Here is a 17,259-nt window from a genome sequence, read left to right as displayed (position 1 = left end):
CCACCAAACCTGCTATTTTGGCACAGACTGGCATAGAATAAATCTTCTTACGGCCGGAATGTGCCCGGATGTCGTTTTTTCGCCCAAAAGGACCGGATTTTTCATGCTGTTCAACCTGAAAAAGTTTATTGGCGGCATCATGATGCCGCTGCCCGCCCTGCTGTTGCTGATGGCGCTGGCGCTGTTGCTGCTGTGGTTCACCCGCTGGCAGAGAAGCGGGAAAGTGATTCTCAGCCTGAGCTGGCTGTTTTTGCTGCTTTTGAGCCTGCAGCCGGTCGCCGATCGGCTGCTGCGGCCGATAGAAGCCACCTACGCCACCTATCGCGGTCACGACCCGGTCAATTATATCGTGGTTTTAGGCGGTGGTTACACTTTCAATCCGGACTGGGCGCCCAGCTCGAACCTGATCGGCAACAGCCTGCCGCGGGTTACCGAAGGAGTGCGGCTGTATCTTGCACATCCCGGGGCGAAAATGGTGTTTACCGGCGCACGCGGGGCCAACACCCTGAGCAATGCGGAAACCGCAGCACGGGTGGCGGAAAGCCTGGGCGTGCCGCGCAGTGATATTGTGGTGCTGGATCGCCCGGTGGATACCGAGCAAGAGGCGGCGCAGGTCGCCAAACTGATCGGCCGGCAGCCGTTTTTGCTGGTAACCTCCGCCAACCACCTGCCGCGCGCCATGCGCTTTTTCGAGGCGCAGGGATTGCAGCCCATCCCGGCGCCGGCCAACCAGCTGGCCATCACTTCGCCGCTGAATATCTGGGATCGCGTGCTCCCTTCCGCCATGTTTCTTGGCCATAGCGAGCGCGCCTGGTATGAAACCCTGGGCAGCCTGTGGCAGCGGTTGAAGGGGGATGGCGTCAAAGCGTGACCTCTTAGCACTGGGCGCAGGGACGCTGACACGGTGAATACGCTTACCGGCGCGAGACGGCCGGTAAGCCATAAGAAAACTTAAGCGCTAAGGCTGTCGCGCACGCGCTGTAAATCTTCCGCGGTATCCACGCCGACGCTCGGGATGGCCTTCGCCACCGCAACGTGGATTTTTTCGCCGTACCACAGCACCCGCAGCTGCTCCAGCAGTTCGATTTTTTCCAGCGGGCTTGGCGCCCAGCTGACATAGCGGCGGACAAAACCGGCGCGGTAAGCATAAATGCCCAGGTGACGCAGCAGGTTATCGCCAATCTCACGTTTAGACCGCGCGAAACGCTCACGGTCCCAAGGGATGGTGGCGCGGGAGAAATAGAGCGCATAGCCTTCGGCATCCATCACCACTTTCACCGCATTCGGGTTAAACGCCTCTTCCGCCGTTTCAATCGGCGCAGCCAGCGTGGCCATGCCGGCGCTGCTCGCCGCCAGATTGTCCGCCACCTGGCGAACGATCACCGGCGGCACCAGCGGTTCATCCCCCTGCACATTGACAATGATCTGATCGTCGGCAAAGCCGTAATGCTCGATTACTTCGGCCAAACGCTCGGTGCCGGACTCATGATCCTCTCGGGTCATGCATACCTCACCGCCGGCGGCCTCAACCGCACGAGCGACGTCGGAATGATCGGTGGCGACGATAACCCGCGCCGCGCCGGACTCACGCGCGCGCTCCATCACATGCACCACCATCGGTTTCCCGTGGATATCCGCCAGCGGCTTACCCGGCAGACGGGTCGATGCATAACGAGCCGGAATTATGGCGATGAAACTCATGCTTGCTTCTCATCCGGCGACAGCGTGCGCGCCTCGTTTTCCAGCAGCACCGGGATACCGTCGCGCAGCGGATACGCCAGGCCGTCCAGCTTACAGACCAATTCCTGATTTTCTTTATCAAAGTACAGTTTTCCGTTGCAGACCGGGCAAGCAACAATTTCAAGCAAACGGTGATCCATGCTTCCTCCATGGGGAGAGATATGACTGTGGGGAATGTGCGTGAGAATAACATAACGCGCCATCCCAGGTTAATCATTGCGGGTTTTACTGCTGTGCTTTTCGCCAAAGTAGCGCGGGGGTTGTGTTACCCGCCAAGCAGGCGTAACATTTGTGATGTAAGTCACACAATTATGCAAGCACCTGCCAATGATGAAACGTATCAATAAAATTATCGCCCTGTTCGCTAACTTCAGCGCCTAAAGGGCCAAGCTTGTAACGAACGGCGATGTCACTCGTTTTACCCCCCAGAAACAACGCCGTTCGTTATCCCAATTGCCACACCTCGCCATATTGTTCACGCAATGCTTCCGGTACGGCTTTCAGCCTGACCTGCGACGCGCCGTGCCATTGCGCCATACGGCTGATGGCCTGAAAAAGATCCTGGCGGCGCTGTTTGCCCATGCGCACATCAGGTTCCAAATGGAAGCTGATTACCTCAAACTCTCCGACCCGCCGATGCATTTTTGCATCGATACGCCCAATCAGCTCGCCGCGGTTGAGCACCGGCAGCGTAAAATAACCGTACTGGCGCTTTGGTTTCGGCGTATAACACTCCAGCCGATAGTCGAAATTAAACAATTCCAGCGCCCGGCGGCGATCCCACACCACGGGATCAAACGGTGAAAGCAGCGTGGTAACCCGCGAGCGCAGCGTGTTCTGTTCGGCCAGCGGCAGTAATTCTGCCAACGAATGATGCAGATAAAAATCGCCCGGCAGCTGCGCAACTTTTAGCGGCACGATCTCCCCCTGCTGCTGTAGCTGCCGGAGTAAATTGTTAGGCGCCACGCGTTTCAAACGATAATAATCAGCCAGCCACTCCGCCTTAAAAATCCCCAGATAGCGGCAGGTGCGCGCCAGCATATCCCAGCGTGCCTGCTCCTCGGACAGTGCATGTCTGGCATCGTCCCACTCCGGCAGCAAACGCTCGGTCAAATCGTACACCCGGTGGAAATTGCGCCGTTCGGCAACCATCAACTTGCCGGCGGTGAACAGCGTCTCAAGGTGACGCTTTTCCGGCTTCCACTCCCACCAGCCGTTGTTCCCCTTCTTCTGCGCATTGAAATCCGCCGAGCGCTGCGGCCCATGTGCGGCGATATGATGCAATACGCCGTTAATCGCCTCCTGATGCTCTTCCACCCACGCCTGCGAATATTTCCAGCCCATCTTCTGCGGATTCAGCATACGGTGGCGCAACAGACCGAAGTCTTCAATCGGCAGAAAGCAGGCTTCATGCGCCCAGTACTCAAACAGCTGGCGGCTGGCCAGCGCCTGCTCCAGCCACTGCGGCGCATAATCCCCCAACCGGCTGAACAGCACCAGATAAGGGCTGCGGGCGACGACGCTGATGGTGTCTATTTGCAGCAGGCCCATGCGTTGGATCGCGGCGGGCACATCTTCTGCTCTGGCCTTGCGTTTCGCCGGCGTCAGCAGCCCCTGGGCCGCCAGATGCAGCGCGCGGGCTGCGGTCAGTGAGATAACCGGAACGGACATAGAAAAGCTCAGGTGATTAATCAATCGCTTGAGAATAGTGGAAGTTCAGGCATTTTTCTTCAACGCATTAGATGCGGGATAACGAAAATGTCAGCGTTGGGCGAGCATGATGGCGTCTGTTACATCATCATATCGCTGATAGATAAGGGGGGATTTGCGGGTTCTTCGCCAGTGCGAGGGGGTGGCGACACCGGCACTGGCGAGGAAGGATAATGCCTTAGAACGCGATAACGTCCGCGGCGGACAGCCCGTGGGAGCTGCGACAGATCGAGAACTCGACGTTCTGACCTTCATTTAATGACTTGTTCTTCGTATTGGCAATAGCGCGACGGCTGACATAAATCTCATCGCTGCCGTCAACCGGTAAAATCACACCGTAGCCTGCGGCCTGGTCATACCATTTTACACGGCCCATTTTTAACATTGTATTTTTAAACATAATTATTTCCTTTCTTTCGGGCATCCGTAACAACGCTCTTTGTTATTATTGTCTGGATGCTAACCGCCCATCCTAAAGTTTTTCGTAACAAACCTCTCATGAGCAACAAATAAAAAACCCGCACAACGGCGGGCTTATTGAACTTAATATCTTCCGCATGACTCGGCTCAACGCCTCATCAAGGTTGTATCAAGATCTCTATACGCTATTTCCTGTAAAACTTACAGGGCAACAACGTTGGCGGCAGCCGGCCCGCGCGGGCTGTCTTCAATGGTATACTCAACGCGCTGGCCTTCAGCCAGGGTCTTGAAACCATCGGTCATGATTGCGGAGAAGTGTACGAATACATCTTTGCCGCCGTCTTGCTGTTCAATGAAACCAAAACCTTTACTCTCATTGAACCACTTAACCTGACCGGTCTTCTTAGACATTACATTTACCTTTTAAATATTTACAAAACCTGCCATAAGGCAATTTTGGCCATTGCAGAATCATTACTTATGGGAGGTACTTAGAAGGTTCGTCTTTGAAGCGGAATCGAATGATAACGTTTATGGAGGAACTGCTTAGCTTAGTAACTTACTACCTAAGCTTCTAAATCTTGTCTCGTACATAAATAGGTCTGAATCACAGGCCGAATTCATTTACTCATAAAAGCCCTGATTGCACAAGAGGGTTTTCACACTATTTTTATCCCGGCGTGCCATTTAATTTTATATCTATGATTAGTATTGAGTTATTTTTTGCAAAGTACGGTAAAGAAAACCTGCTCCAGCGTTTTTTTGACGCCTGCGTCGCGATCCAGACGCGGCAAATGAGAGCTAACGCATAAAAATCCAATATGGTTAAGCAACATATAACAAATCCATAGCTCGATGGCTAAACTTGGGTTGATAACAAGGTGAGAGGCACGATCGGCAGCACTTTTACCGGAAACGTCATTTTTTCAGATAAAACTGAACAAAGGAGCTATGCGCATGACTGCTCAGCAGTTCGTTTCACCCAATGAAATCCGCAGCCGGTTTTCTCTGGCGATGTCGGAGATGTATCAAAAAGAGGTGCCGCTCTATGGCGAGCTGTTAGCACTGGTGGCGGAAACCAACCGCCAGGTGCTAAGCAGCGACAGCGCATTGGCGCACCAGTTGCAAATCACCGGTGAAATAGAACGTCTGGCGATGGAGCGCCATGGCGCCATCCGCGTCGGCACCGCCGAAGAGCTGGCGACGCTACGCCGGCTGTTCAACGTAATGGGCATGTCGCCGGTCGGCTATTACGACCTGGCGCCGGCGGGCGTGCCGGTACACTCCACCGCCTTTCGCGCCGTCCACGAGCAGGATCTGCAGGCCAGCCCTTTCCGCGTATTCACCTCGCTGTTACGGCTGGAGTTGATCGAACAGCCGGAACTGCGCGCGTTAGCGCAACGTCTGCTGGAGCGCCGCCGTATTTTCACCCCCAAAGCGCTGGCGCTGATCGCGCAGCATGAAAACCAGGGCGGGCTGAGCGCACAACAGGCGGACGAATTTGTTGAGCAGGCGCTGGAAACCTTCCGCTGGCACAGTCAGGCCACCGTCAGCGCTGCCGAATACCGGCAACTGCACGATCAACACCGACTGATCGCCGATGTCGTGGCATTTAAAGGGCCGCACATTAACCACCTGACGCCGCGCACGTTGGATATTGACGCAGCGCAGAACGCCATGCCGCAACGGGGCATCACGCCCAAAGCGGTGATCGAAGGCCCACCGCGCCGCCGCTGCCCGATTCTGCTGCGGCAAACCAGCTTTAAAGCGCTGGTGGAACAGGTGGCTTTTGTCGAAAGCGACGGTGCTGCGGTGATGGGACAACACACGGCGCGCTTTGGCGAAATAGAGCAACGCGGCGTCGCGCTGACGCCGGAAGGCCGCGCCCTGTACGATCGCCTGCTGCAAGCCACCAACGACGCGCTGCAGGCCACGCCAAACGAAGGCAATGCCGCGCATTATTATCAGCTGTTGCAGGATAACTTCCGCGCCTTCCCGGATGACTATCCGACGCTGCGCGAGCAACGGCTGGCCTGGTTCCGCTATTTCCCGACGGAACTGGGGCTGGCGGCCAAGGATAATCTGGATGAAAGCTGGACGCTGGAGCGCTTAATCGCCGAGGAGTATATTCGTTTCCAGCCGTTGGTATACGAGGATTTTCTGCCGGTCAGCGCCGCCGGTATTTTCCAGTCGAATCTGGGAGACAATGCGCAGGCGCATTACAACGCCGCCTCCAGCCGCAGCGCGTTCGAACAGGCGCTAGGCACGGAAGTGGTGGATGAATTGGCGCTGTACCGACAGACGCAGCAGCGTTCGCTGCAGGCCTGCGCGCAAGCGCTGGGGCTTGGCGCGCTGGAAGCCTGATTTACTTCTTCAGATGGGATTCAATGCGTTGCAGCAATGATGCCGCCTGTTCAGCGGGAAAGACGGCATCAACCGGCAGATACCACCAGTTATCCTGCGCAAAGGCGCGGCATTTGACCGCGTCTTTTTCCGTCATCAACAGCGTTTGCCCCGGCGCGGTCAGCGCTTGCAGTTGCTCTGCGCTATAGTCCTGATGGTCGGCGAACGCCACTTCCTGTACGACGTTAACGCCCAGCTTTTCCAGCGTGGCGAAAAAGCGCGGAGGATGACCAATGCCGGCCATCGCGACAGCCTGCGGCAGCTGCGCCGCCGGCAACCGCTCACCCGTAGCGATATTTACCGCATCACGCGCCTGCAGTTTCATGGCGATCTCACCCGGCTGCGCCACGCCGCCATTGGTAATGCAGGCGTCAACGCTGCGCAGGCGATCGGCGCGTTCGCGCATCGGCCCGGCCGGCAACCACCAGCCATTGCCAAAACGCCGCACGCCGTCAATGACCACCAGCTCAACGTCACGCTGCAGCGCATAGTGCTGCAGGCCGTCATCGGTAATCACCAGGTCAAGATCGTGCTGCGCCAGCAGCGCCTGCACCGCTTCCGTTCGCTTGGGCGATACTGCCACCGGCGCCGCGGTGCGCTGATAGATCAGCACCGGCTCATCCCCGGCCTGCCGGGTGGTCGTCTGCGCATTCAGCACCAGCGGATAAACCGCCGACTTGCCGCCATAACCGCGGGAAACCACACCGACCCGGTAGCCACGCTGCTGCAGCTGTTCGACCAGCCAGATAACCGTCGGCGTTTTACCATTGCCGCCGGCGGTCAGGTTGCCCACCACCACCACCGGCACCGGCGCACGCCAGCTCTTACGCCAGCCGAGCCGGTAGCTCAGACGAATAAGCCCGCTCACCAGGCCATACAGCCAGGAGAGCGGCAGTAACAACAGGTAGAGCAGCGAACTGCCGGACCAGATACGCTCGATCATTATTCACCAAACTGCATGCGGTGCAGCTGTGCATAAGCACCCTGCTTCGCGAGCAAGTCAGCGTGCTCGCCACGCTCAACGATACGGCCGTCCTCAACCACTAAAATCTCATCCGCTTTTTCAATGGTAGACAGGCGGTGAGCAATAACCAGCGAGGTACGGTTCTTCTGCAACTCGTCCAGCGCCGCCTGGATCGCCCGTTCAGATTCCGTATCCAGCGCCGAGGTGGCTTCATCCAGGATCAGGATCGGGCAATCACGCAGCAGCGCACGGGCAATGGCGATACGCTGACGCTGACCACCGGAAAGCATCACGCCGTTTTCACCGATCACCGTATCCAACCCTTGATCCATTTTCTCGATAAAGTCCATGGCATAAGCCATCCGCGCCGCTTTTTCAATATCTTCACGGCTATAACGATCCTCGCGGGCATAGGCGATATTATTGGCGATGGTATCGTTAAACAGGTGGACGTTCTGCGACACCAGAGCCACCTGATCGCGCAGCGACGCCAGCGTATATTCACGCAGGTCGTGCCCATCCATCAGGATCTCACCTTCCTGAATGTCATAGAAGCGGGTCAACAGGTTGGCTATCGTCGATTTACCCGAGCCGGAACGTCCGACCAGGGCCACCGTCTTACCTTCCTCAATCGTCAGGTTGATATCACGCAGCGCCGGTGTATCTTTCCCCGGATAGTAGAAGGTGACATTGCGCAGCTCGACGTCCCCTTTGGCGCGCTTGATTTCGCGCGTACCGGTATCTTTTTCCTGTTCCATATCCAGGATGGAGAACAGCGTCTGGCAGGCCGCCATACCGCGCTGGAACTGGGCATTGACGTTGGTCAGCGATTTCAGCGGACGCATCAGCGCAATCATCGAGGAGAACACTACGGTAATGGTACCCGCCGTCAGGGTCTCCATCACGCTTGGGAAGCTGGCAGCAAACAGGACAAAGGCCAGCGCCAGCGAGGCAATCAGCTGAATAATCGGATCGGAGATGGATGAGGCGGAAACCAGTTTCATCCCCTGTTGGCGCATGCGGTTGCTGACGGTGTTGAAACGTTCGGTCTCCACCTGCTGCCCGCCGAAAATCAGAACTTCCTTATGCCCTTTCAGCATCTGTTCGGCACTGGTGGTCACCTGCCCCATCGTATTTTGCATGCTTTTGCTGATATTACGGAAACGCTTGGAAACCATGCGGATAGCGATAGAAACAATCGGCGCCAGTACGATCAAGATAAGCGACAGCTGCCAGCTGTAGTAAAACATCATGATAAACAGGCCGATGATCGAAGCGCCCTCACGCACCACGGTCACCAGCGCGCCGGACGATGATGAAGCTACCTGTTCGGAATCATACGTAATGCGCGACAGCAGCGTACCGGTAGACTGCTGATCAAAGAAAGAGACCGGCATACGCATCATATGGCCAAACAAGCGCCGACGCATCTGCATCACGACCATGCCCGATACCCAGGAAATACAATAGCTTGAAATGAAGCTGGTTACGCCGCGCATCAGCATCAGCCCGATCACGGCCAGCGGCATCCATACCAGAACGCTGCTGTCTGCTTTACCAAAGCCGTCATCCAACAGCGGTTTGAGCAAGGATAACATCAGGGTATCGCCTGCTGCGTTTAACACCAGCGCAATAGCAGCGACAACTAACCCTGCTTTGAAAGGGGTGATCATCGGCCATAGTCGACGGAAGGTCTGCCAGGTCGAGAGATCTTTATCATTCATCATGCAAATACCAGCATCGGAAGAAATAGCGGCCCATTTTACTCATTATCCCCCCTTTCTCCAAACCGCTGATGATACCAACGGGGCATTAATTGCTCACGAAAGCCTTTAATTTGCCAATCATTGTCGAAAAATAGCACGCTTAACTGTCCGGAGCGTGAAGTGTCATGCCATGCAATGCGATAGGAACGGTAACGCTTGATGATTTTTTCCGCAGGCAGACGCCACTGATTGTAGCGGGATGCCGAGGCTAACGCCGCGGCCGGCGCCACCGCCCGTAAAAATGGCGGCGTGGATGAGGTCTTGCTGCCGTGATGCGGCACCTGCAGCAAGGTAGAGGGTAGCTCAGCGCGCAGTTTCAGCAGCGCCGACTCCCCGCGGGCCTCCAAATCGCCGGTTAACAACAGGCTGAACCTGCCATCATCGACGCGGATAGTGCAGGAATCATCATTGCCTACCTGCTTCAGGCGCTGCGGTGGCCACAGCACGCGGAAATTGAGCCCGTGCCATTGCCACTGCTGCCCTCGTACGCAGGCATAATGCCCGGCGGCATACAGAGGAGAATACACCACCGCCTGTGGAAAGGCCCGTTGCACCGTACTCAGCCCGCCCATATGGTCCTGATGGCTGTGGCTGATGATAATCTTTTCCAGTTCAAGACCGCGCCAGTGCAGATAAGGCAGGATCTCCCGCTCGGCCATGCTGCCGCTTGCCCAGCGGGCACCGGTGTCGTACATCACCGCCTTGCCGTCACGTTCGATCACCACCGCCAGGCCATGCCCCACGTCCAACATATCGACGCGCCAACGATAGTCCGGCTGACGTTCGCGCCACGTCAGGCAGCAGAGCAACACGGCAATACAACTGCAGGGTGAAAAAGCCCAGCAACGCAAGCGCCAGCCAACCACCGCCAGCCAGCCCAGTACGCTGAACGGCAGCAGCGCGCTGCCAACGCGTAGCCATCCCTGTTCCAGCCACGGCAGCGGCCACATCGCCCAGGTCAACGACAGGTCGGCCCAGCGCCAAAACCCGCCGGCCACTATGCTCCCGGCGCCGCTGATAATGGCAAACAAAATCAGCGGCACGCTGAGCAATGACACAATCGGCACCGCCCAGAGATTGGCCGGCAGCGAGGTCCAGGTCACGCCGTGAAACAGTCCAAACTGCATCGGCATCAGCAACAGCGTCATCCCCAACTGGATATGCAGCCAACGCAGCGGCGCCCAATACCAGCCGGCGCTGAAGCGGGACGGCAGTGCCGCCCATTCAAACCAGAAGATCAGCGCCGCCACCGCCAGTACCGACAGCCAGAAACTGTCGGACAGCACTGCCAACGGATCGCTGAGCAGAATCAGGCACACGCACCACAGCCAAATCTGCCAGGAGGTGCAACAGATTCCCCGTAAGCGTATCAGCGTCCACAGCGTCAACGCCAGCAGCGCCCGTACCGCCGGCGGCTGGGCCCCCGCCAGCCAGACATATCCCAACGCCGCCAACAGGCTGGCAATCAGAGGTCCGCGGTAGCCAATCCTGCCCACCGGTAACGTAAACTGCATCAGACGCAACAGGCACCACGCGACCATAGCCGCCAGAGAAATATGCAGGCCGGAGATCGCCATTAAATGCGCAATGCCCGTTTTCAGAAACAGATTCCGCTCCCCCTGGCTCAGCAGAGTACGCTCGCCAAACGCCAGCGCCAGCAGAGTGCCCTGGTGAGGTAAACCTTCCGTACGCCGCTGCGCCGCGCTGACAATACGCTGGCGCCAGCTGCAGCCCGCATCGATCGGCGTTGCGGACTGCACATACCCGCTTAAGGGCTGACGGCGCGCTATTGCCCAGCGCTGGCTGTCAAAACCGCCCTGATTCAGCCGACTGTGTACCGGGCGCAGGCGCGCTTTGAGTTGCCACTGTTGTCCGGCGCACCATGGGCCATACTTCCAGTAGGCGCTGAAAGACAACGCCGGGAATAGCCAGCGGCCGTTAACCTGCTCAACGCGCAGTAGCACCTTGCCCGGCTCATGGTTAGCCAAGGCCACGCTGGCAACGCTGACCGTCAGATGCAGCGGCTTACCGCTTAATACGGCGATCTGCCGCGTAATCTGCTGCGCACTGCCGCAGGCCAACACCAGCCCGCACAGCAGCCAGGCGGCATACTGGCAATACGCCGAGGTCGTGCGGCGCCAGCAGATCACCATCGCCAACGCCAATCCCCCGATCAGCATAAGCGACGGCAACTGCGGTAAAAACAGCAGCGGCAACATGCCCAGCACCAAGGCAACGGCGGCGATATCCACGGAAATTTTGATAATGCTCTCCCGGTGAGCGGTTCACGATTGCGGGGAGAGTATGATGATAGTCAGGCCGGTTACCCGCCCTAAAAGCGAGTAACGGAAAGCAGCACGCAAACTTGCTTTTGGCTTAACACGCCTTACGCCAAGCGTGCGCAACAGCGCGCAACATCATGAGGAAAGTGCGGCAAACGCAGGCGGTATTTCCCCCATCATGCGCTGGCGCCACAGACAAAAAAAACGGCGCCAGAAGGCGCCGTTTTATATTCTTTACAAGCAACAACGCTATGATCAATTAACCATAGATATTGGCGCGATCGCGCAACTCTTTGCCCGGTTTGAAGTGAGGAACGTACTTGCCGTCCAGCTCAACCTTGTCACCGGTTTTTGGGTTACGACCAACGCGCGGGGCACGGTAGTGAAGAGAAAAACTGCCGAATCCGCGGATCTCGATGCGCTCACCATCAGCCAATGTCGCAGCCATATGTTCTAGCATCTCTTTCACTGCATCCTCAACGGCCTTCGCCGGGATATGAGATTGCTGACCAGCAAGTCTTTCAATAAGTTCAGACTTGGTCATAGTTCCTCCAAGCTTTGCAGCTAAACTACCGTATCGGGGGCGGGAAACGCCGCCCCCCCGTCATTACTCGCCTTTAGCCGCTTTGAAAGCTTCAGCCATTGCGTTAGAGAAGTTGCCTTCTTCCTGTTTGTTGTTAACAGTCGCGATAGCATCTTTCTCGTCAGCTTCGTCCTTAGCACGTACGGACAGGCTTACAACGCGGTTCTTACGGTCAACGCCGGTGAATTTAGCTTCAACGTCGTCGCCTACGTTCAGAACCAGAGTTGCATCTTCAACGCGGTCGCGAGAGGCTTCAGATGCACGCAGGTAACCTTCTACGCCGCCTGCTAATTCAACTGTAGCACCTTTAGCGTCAACTGCGGTGACTTTACCAGTAACAATAGCACCTTTCTTGTTCATAGACAGGTAGTTATTGAACGGGTCTTCAGCCAGCTGCTTAACGCCCAGGGAGATACGCTCGCGCTCTGCGTCAACCTGCAGAACAACCGCTGCGATTTCGTCGCCTTTCTTGTATTCACGTACTGCTTCTTCGCCTGCAACGTTCCAGGAGATGTCAGACAGGTGAACCAGGCCGTCGATGCCGCCGTCCAGGCCGATGAAGATACCGAAGTCAGTGATAGACTTGATTTTACCTTCAACACGGTCGCCCTTGTTGTGGGTTTCCGCGAACTGCTGCCATGGGTTGGATTTGCACTGCTTCAGGCCCAGGGAGATACGACGACGTTCTTCATCGATGTCCAGAACCATAACTTCCACAACGTCGCCCACGTTAACAACTTTGGACGGATGGATGTTTTTGTTGGTCCAATCCATTTCAGAAACGTGTACCAGACCTTCAACGCCTTCTTCGATTTCTACGAAGCAGCCGTAATCAGTCAGGTTGGTAACACGACCAGTCAGCTTGGTGCCTTCTGGGTAACGTTTCGCGATAGCAACCCATGGATCTTCGCCCAGCTGTTTCAGGCCCAGGGAAACACGAGTACGTTCGCGGTCGAACTTCAGTACCTTAACGGTGATTTCATCACCCACGTTGACGATTTCGCTTGGGTGCTTAACGCGTTTCCAAGCCATGTCAGTGATGTGCAGCAGGCCGTCAACGCCGCCCAGATCAACGAATGCACCGTAGTCAGTGAGGTTCTTAACGATACCTTTAACTTCCATGCCTTCCTGCAGGTTTTCCAGCAGCTGATCGCGCTCTGCGCTGTTCTCGGATTCGATGACCGCACGGCGAGAAACAACAACGTTGTTGCGTTTCTGATCCAGCTTGATCACTTTGAATTCAAGCTCTTTGCCTTCCAGGTGCAGCGTGTCGCGTACCGGACGCACGTCAACCAGGGAACCTGGCAGGAACGCGCGGATGCCGTTCAGCTCAACAGTGAAACCACCTTTAACTTTGCCGTTGATAACACCGGTCACAGTTTCAGCGTCTTCGTAAGCTTTTTCCAGCGTGATCCAAGCTTCGTGACGTTTAGCTTTCTCACGGGACAGCAGGGTTTCACCGAAGCCGTCTTCTACTGCATCCAGAGCAACGTCAACTTCGTCACCAACCTGGATTTCCAGTTCGCCCTGGGCGTTTTTGAATTGCTCAGCCGGGATGGCAGACTCAGATTTCAGACCGGCGTCTACCAGTACTACGTCTTTGTCGATAGCAACAACAACGCCGCGCACGATGGAACCTGGGCGGGTTTCGATTGATTTCAGGGATTCTTCAAAAAGTTGAGCGAAAGATTCAGTCATGTTGATAATCTTCAGGGTTCTTTGATTTAACGTCCATTTAGCGTCCCGCCGAATGGGGTTGTTTAACATACCCCGCCATTGGCTCCATGCCGACAGGGTTTAAGGTTACAGGGGTAAAATTTTACCCGATATATCATGATACTGCTATGTCAATCAGATGACAAATGTACAAATAACACTACGCCGCCGCGCTTATTGCTGCGGCAACGCCAGTGTTTCCTGCGCATATGCCAGCGCCTGCCGGATAACTTCGTCGATCGACATGCTGGTCGAATCCAGCACCAGAGCGTCGGCAGCCGGCACCAGCGGCGCTATCGGCCGATTACGGTCACGGTCGTCCCGTTCCTTTATCTCGGCTAAAAGACGTTCAAAGTTAACATTAAAGCCCTTCGCCTGCAACTGAAGCATACGGCGCTGCGCGCGCTCCTGCGAGCTGGCGTCGAGGAAAATTTTAACCGGCGCATCGGGGAAAACCACCGTGCCCATATCGCGGCCGTCGGCGATCAGGCCTGGCGCCTCGCGAAACGCGCGCTGCCGGCGCAGCAGCGCCTCGCGCACTCGCGGGAATGCCGCCGCCTGAGAAGCCGTGTTGCCAACGGTTTCGGTGCGGATCTCATTACTGACGTCCTCACCTTCCAAAATCACCTGCAGCTTGCCGTTTTCTGCGACAAACCGGACGTCAAGATGTGCGGCCAGCGGAACCAGCGCCTCCTCTGACGTGATATCAACCTGATGATGCAGCGCAGCCAGGGCCAGTACGCGGTAAATCGCGCCTGAGTCCAGCAAACGCCAGCCAAGCGATTCGGCCAGGGCCTGGCACAGCGTGCCTTTGCCTGCGCCGCTTGGTCCATCAACGGTAATCACCGGGGCTGTAGCCGTCATGTTGCGTTCTCCTTCGGGTAAAAAACCTCGCAGAGTCCGGGCCGCCGCCACTGCCGTAACACGGGCCGACGCCGGACCAATCTGCTACCCAGCCCAGTCGGGGCGGGTTCGGTGGCGTATTATACGCTGCAACGGCCCGAACTGTTACCCTGCATGCGAGCGGTTGCCGAAAATAAGGCCACCAATGCGCAAAAAGTATAGAAGAAACGCCGGGTTTCGCCGCCGTTAAACACAAGAAAGGCCCCGAACGGGGCCTTGACAGGGATTACGCCAATTGGCTGATGCTCGCCAGCCGTTCGAAATAATCGGGGAAGGTTTTCGCAGTGCATTTCGGATCGAGAATGGTCACCGGGGTATCCGACAGCGCCACCAGGGAGAAGCACATCGCCATACGGTGATCGTTATACGTGCCGATCTCGGCGAACTGCAGCTTGGCCGGCGGCACGACGTGAATATAGTCTTCGCCTTCGTCTACCGTCGCGCCGACTTTGCGCAGCTCGGTGGCCATCGCCGCCAGCCGGTCGGTCTCCTTCACCCGCCAGTTATAGATATTGCGGATGGTGGTCGGGCCGTCGGCAAACAGCGCAGCGGTCGCGATGGTCATCGCCGCATCCGGGATATGATTCATGTCCATATCAATGCCTTTCAGCACGCCGCGCCGGCACTCGATATAATCGTCCGCCCAGGTGATGTGCGCGCCCATTTTCTCCAGCACGTCGGCAAACTTGGTATCGCCCTGCACGCTGTTGCGGCCGATCCCGGTCACGCGCACCGTACCGCCCTTGATCGCCGCCGCCGCCAGGAAATAGGAGGCCGAAGAGGCATCCCCTTCCACCAGATAGTCTCCCGGCGAGCGGTAGGTCTGGCCGCCGGCGATATGGAACACGCGGTAGTCATCATGGCTGACGTCAACGCCGAAGGTTTTCATCAGGTGCAGCGTAATATCAATGTACGGTTTGGAGACCAGCTCGCCTTTAATATGAATATGCGTATCCTGCTGCGCCAGCGGCGCGGTCATCAGCAGCGCGGTGAGAAACTGGCTGGAGACGCTGCCGTCAACGGTGACATCACCGCCGCAGAAGCCGCCGCGCAGGCGCACCGGCGGATAATCCGTCTGTTCCAGATAGTCAATCTGCGCGCCGCCCTGCCGCAGCGCATCCACCAGATGGCCAATCGGCCGCTCTTTCATGCGCGGTTCGCCCGTCAGCACCACGTCTCCGGCGCCCAGACACAGCGCGGCGGCCAGCGGACGCATGGCGGTGCCGGCATTGCCGAGAAACAGCTCCAGCGGCTGCGCGGCCTGCAGCGGCCCGGCCACGCCGGTGACCGTGCACTCTGTGCGGTCGGCGGAGAGCTGATAGCTGACACCCAGCGCCTGCAGCGCGTTCAACATATGCCGGACATCATCGCTGTCCAGCAGGTTGGTTAAGCGGGTCGTACCCTGCGCCACTGCCGCCAACAGCAGAGCCCGATTGGATACGCTCTTGGAGCCGGGTAAGTTGACGGTGCCATTGACCAGGGCAACCGGTTGTAACGTCAGGGAATCCACCATGTGAAAAAATACTCTCCAGATCTGATAAACGAAACGGCCCCGGTAATCATGCCGGAGCCGCTTTAATGCAACAACAGCCAATGTTCCCCCGTCGGAGCGGGAAACGGCGATTAACCGTGGCGACGCTCGAAGTCCGCCATAAAGTCGGTCAATGCCTGTACGCCGGCCAGCGGCATCGCATTATAGATAGAGGCACGCATGCCACCAACAACGCGGTGCCCCTTCAGCGCCTGCAGGCCGAGTTCCTCGGCTTCGCGGAGGAACTCGCCGTCCAGCGCGCCGTCGGCCAGCTGGAATGGAACGTTCATCCAGGAACGGTTGGACGGTGCCACCCGGCTGCGATAGAAGTCGGAATTGTCGATAGCGGCGTACAGCAGTTCGGCCTTGGCCTGGTTGCGTTTTTGCATTTCGATCAGGCCGCCCTGCTCTTTCAGCCATTTGAACACCAGGCCGGACAGATACCAGGCAAACGTCGGCGGGGTGTTGAACATCGAGCCGTTCTCGGCCAGTACGGTGTAATCCAGAATGGACGGCACTTCACGCCGCGCTTTGCCCAGCAGGTCTTCACGCACGATCACCAGCGTCAGCCCCGCCGGACCGATGTTTTTCTGCGCGCCGGCGTAGATAACGCCAAAGCGGCTGACGTTCAGCGGACGGGAAAGAATGGTGGAGGAGTAGTCGCCGATCACCACTTTATCGCCGAAGTCCGGCGTTTCATCGATGGCGATGCCGTCGATGGTTTCATTCGGGCAGTAATGCACGTAGGCCGCATCGTCGCTCAGCTGCCATTCGCTCATCGGCAAAATGGCGGACAGGCCGTCGACCTCGGTCTTCACATCAATCGCATTCGGCGTACAGTATTTCTGCGCTTCTTTAATCGCGCTCTGCGCCCAGTAGCCGCCGTCGATGTAGTCGGCGCTGGCGTTGTCGCCCAGCAGGTTCAGCGGCAGCGCGGCGAACTGCGCGCGCGCGCCGCCGTGGCAAAACAGCACTTTGTAGTTCGAGGGGATATTCAGCAGGTCACGCAGATCCTGTTCGGACTGCTCGGCAACTGCGATAAACTCCTTACTGCGGTGACTGATTTCCATCACCGATGTTCCGAGGCCGTGCCAGTTACAGAGTTCCTGTTCCGCGCGACGCAAAACTTCCACCGGCAGCATTGCCGGGCCAGAACTAAAATTATAAACCTGAGTCATTTCCCCTCACCACATTCACTTATTTCGCCAGGTTAGCCTGGCTGACCGAATACGCCCGACGCC

The 17,259-nt window shown here is 57.1% G+C and carries 15 protein-coding genes; 2 read left to right on the top strand and 13 right to left on the bottom strand.

Annotated features, from left to right (window positions below):
• Positions 1-103: 103 nt before the first annotated feature.
• Positions 104-871 (top strand): envelope biogenesis factor ElyC, encoded by a 768-nt coding sequence (gene elyC / locus D781_RS07825; protein WP_015671770.1) that lies wholly within the window; start codon positions 104-106, stop codon positions 869-871.
• Between the two features lie 80 nt (positions 872-951).
• On the opposite strand, the gene kdsB is transcribed toward elyC, so the two are convergent.
• The 5 genes from kdsB to D781_RS07800 form a co-directional block, all read right to left on the bottom strand.
• A complete protein-coding gene (kdsB, locus tag D781_RS07820; RefSeq protein WP_015671769.1) occupies positions 952-1,701 on the bottom strand; it encodes a 3-deoxy-manno-octulosonate cytidylyltransferase in 750 nt (249 codons plus the stop codon).
• A complete protein-coding gene (locus tag D781_RS07815; RefSeq protein WP_015671768.1) occupies positions 1,698-1,880 on the bottom strand; it encodes a Trm112 family protein in 183 nt (60 codons plus the stop codon). Before D781_RS07815 ends, kdsB begins: the two co-directional genes overlap by 4 nt.
• A gap of 304 nt (positions 1,881-2,184) precedes the next feature.
• Positions 2,185-3,411, bottom strand: a complete 1,227-nt coding sequence (locus D781_RS07810) for a winged helix-turn-helix domain-containing protein (RefSeq protein ID WP_015671767.1) — start codon at positions 3,409-3,411, stop codon at positions 2,185-2,187.
• 217 nt (positions 3,412-3,628) lie between these two features.
• On the bottom strand, positions 3,629-3,850 hold the full coding sequence (locus tag D781_RS07805) for a cold shock domain-containing protein (RefSeq protein WP_015671766.1): 222 nt from the start codon (positions 3,848-3,850) through the stop codon (positions 3,629-3,631).
• Positions 3,851-4,071: 221 nt separating this feature from the next.
• Complete coding sequence (locus D781_RS07800) at positions 4,072-4,281, bottom strand: cold-shock protein (RefSeq protein ID WP_015671765.1); 210 nt, start codon at positions 4,279-4,281, stop codon at positions 4,072-4,074.
• Positions 4,282-4,827: 546 nt separating this feature from the next.
• Between D781_RS07800 and D781_RS07795 the strand changes: the two genes are divergently transcribed.
• Complete coding sequence (locus tag D781_RS07795; protein ID WP_015671764.1) at positions 4,828-6,234, top strand: VOC family protein; 1,407 nt, start codon at positions 4,828-4,830, stop codon at positions 6,232-6,234.
• Between the two features lies 1 nt (position 6,235).
• Here D781_RS07795 and lpxK read toward each other — a convergent pair whose 3' ends face one another.
• The 8 genes from lpxK to serC all read right to left on the bottom strand — a co-directional run bounded on the left by lpxK (position 6,236) and on the right by serC (position 17,196).
• Positions 6,236-7,216, bottom strand: a complete 981-nt coding sequence (gene lpxK, locus D781_RS07790; protein WP_015671763.1) for a tetraacyldisaccharide 4'-kinase — start codon at positions 7,214-7,216, stop codon at positions 6,236-6,238.
• A complete protein-coding gene (gene msbA / locus D781_RS07785) occupies positions 7,216-8,964 on the bottom strand; it encodes a lipid A ABC transporter ATP-binding protein/permease MsbA (RefSeq protein WP_015671762.1) in 1,749 nt (582 codons plus the stop codon). Before msbA ends, lpxK begins: the two co-directional genes overlap by 1 nt.
• 35 nt (positions 8,965-8,999) lie before the next feature.
• On the bottom strand, positions 9,000-11,255 hold the full coding sequence (locus tag D781_RS07780; protein ID WP_015671761.1) for a ComEC family protein: 2,256 nt from the start codon (positions 11,253-11,255) through the stop codon (positions 9,000-9,002).
• Between the two features lie 289 nt (positions 11,256-11,544).
• Positions 11,545-11,829 (bottom strand): integration host factor subunit beta, encoded by a 285-nt coding sequence (ihfB, locus tag D781_RS22600; protein ID WP_015671760.1) that lies wholly within the window; start codon positions 11,827-11,829, stop codon positions 11,545-11,547.
• Positions 11,830-11,892: 63 nt separating this feature from the next.
• Positions 11,893-13,566 carry a 30S ribosomal protein S1 gene (gene rpsA, locus D781_RS07770; RefSeq protein WP_041411759.1) on the bottom strand — a complete coding sequence of 558 codons (1,674 nt, stop codon included), beginning with the start codon at positions 13,564-13,566 and terminating at the stop codon, positions 11,893-11,895.
• A 192-nt stretch (positions 13,567-13,758) separates the two neighbouring features.
• The gene (gene cmk / locus D781_RS07765) at positions 13,759-14,448 is read right to left on the bottom strand and encodes a (d)CMP kinase (protein WP_015671758.1); all 690 of its coding nucleotides are present in this window, start codon (positions 14,446-14,448) and stop codon (positions 13,759-13,761) included.
• A gap of 265 nt (positions 14,449-14,713) precedes the next feature.
• Complete coding sequence (gene aroA, locus D781_RS07760) at positions 14,714-16,000, bottom strand: 3-phosphoshikimate 1-carboxyvinyltransferase (RefSeq protein WP_015671757.1); 1,287 nt, start codon at positions 15,998-16,000, stop codon at positions 14,714-14,716.
• 110 nt (positions 16,001-16,110) lie between these two features.
• Positions 16,111-17,196 (bottom strand): 3-phosphoserine/phosphohydroxythreonine transaminase, encoded by a 1,086-nt coding sequence (gene serC, locus D781_RS07755; protein WP_015671756.1) that lies wholly within the window; start codon positions 17,194-17,196, stop codon positions 16,111-16,113.
• Positions 17,197-17,259 lie beyond the last annotated feature (63 nt).

The organism is Serratia sp. FGI94 (assembly GCF_000330865.1).
In the GTDB taxonomy this organism is placed as follows: Bacteria; Pseudomonadota; Gammaproteobacteria; order Enterobacterales; family Enterobacteriaceae; genus Serratia_B; species Serratia_B rubidaea.
The sequence above is the reverse complement of the archived record's forward strand: the minus strand, read 5'-3'. Positions and strand labels throughout refer to the sequence as shown.

Excerpts from the sequence above, each read along its gene's own strand:
- msbA (WP_015671762.1), bottom strand. The coding sequence starts at position 8,964 with ATGATGAATGATAAAGATCTCTCGACCTGGCAGACCTTCCGTCGACTA.
- kdsB (WP_015671769.1), bottom strand. The coding sequence starts at position 1,701 with ATGAGTTTCATCGCCATAATTCCGGCTCGTTATGCATCGACCCGTCTG.
- aroA (WP_015671757.1), bottom strand. The coding sequence starts at position 16,000 with ATGGTGGATTCCCTGACGTTACAACCGGTTGCCCTGGTCAATGGCACC.
- D781_RS07800 (WP_015671765.1), bottom strand. The coding sequence starts at position 4,281 with ATGTCTAAGAAGACCGGTCAGGTTAAGTGGTTCAATGAGAGTAAAGGT.
- D781_RS07805 (WP_015671766.1), bottom strand. The coding sequence starts at position 3,850 with ATGTTTAAAAATACAATGTTAAAAATGGGCCGTGTAAAATGGTATGAC.
- D781_RS07810 (WP_015671767.1), bottom strand. The coding sequence starts at position 3,411 with ATGTCCGTTCCGGTTATCTCACTGACCGCAGCCCGCGCGCTGCATCTG.
- elyC (WP_015671770.1), top strand. The coding sequence starts at position 104 with ATGCTGTTCAACCTGAAAAAGTTTATTGGCGGCATCATGATGCCGCTG.
- rpsA (WP_041411759.1), bottom strand. The coding sequence starts at position 13,566 with ATGACTGAATCTTTCGCTCAACTTTTTGAAGAATCCCTGAAATCAATC.
- D781_RS07795 (WP_015671764.1), top strand. The coding sequence starts at position 4,828 with ATGACTGCTCAGCAGTTCGTTTCACCCAATGAAATCCGCAGCCGGTTT.
- ihfB (WP_015671760.1), bottom strand. The coding sequence starts at position 11,829 with ATGACCAAGTCTGAACTTATTGAAAGACTTGCTGGTCAGCAATCTCAT.
- D781_RS07815 (WP_015671768.1), bottom strand. The coding sequence starts at position 1,880 with ATGGATCACCGTTTGCTTGAAATTGTTGCTTGCCCGGTCTGCAACGGA.
- cmk (WP_015671758.1), bottom strand. The coding sequence starts at position 14,448 with ATGACGGCTACAGCCCCGGTGATTACCGTTGATGGACCAAGCGGCGCA.
- serC (WP_015671756.1), bottom strand. The coding sequence starts at position 17,196 with ATGACTCAGGTTTATAATTTTAGTTCTGGCCCGGCAATGCTGCCGGTG.
- lpxK (WP_015671763.1), bottom strand. The coding sequence starts at position 7,216 with ATGATCGAGCGTATCTGGTCCGGCAGTTCGCTGCTCTACCTGTTGTTA.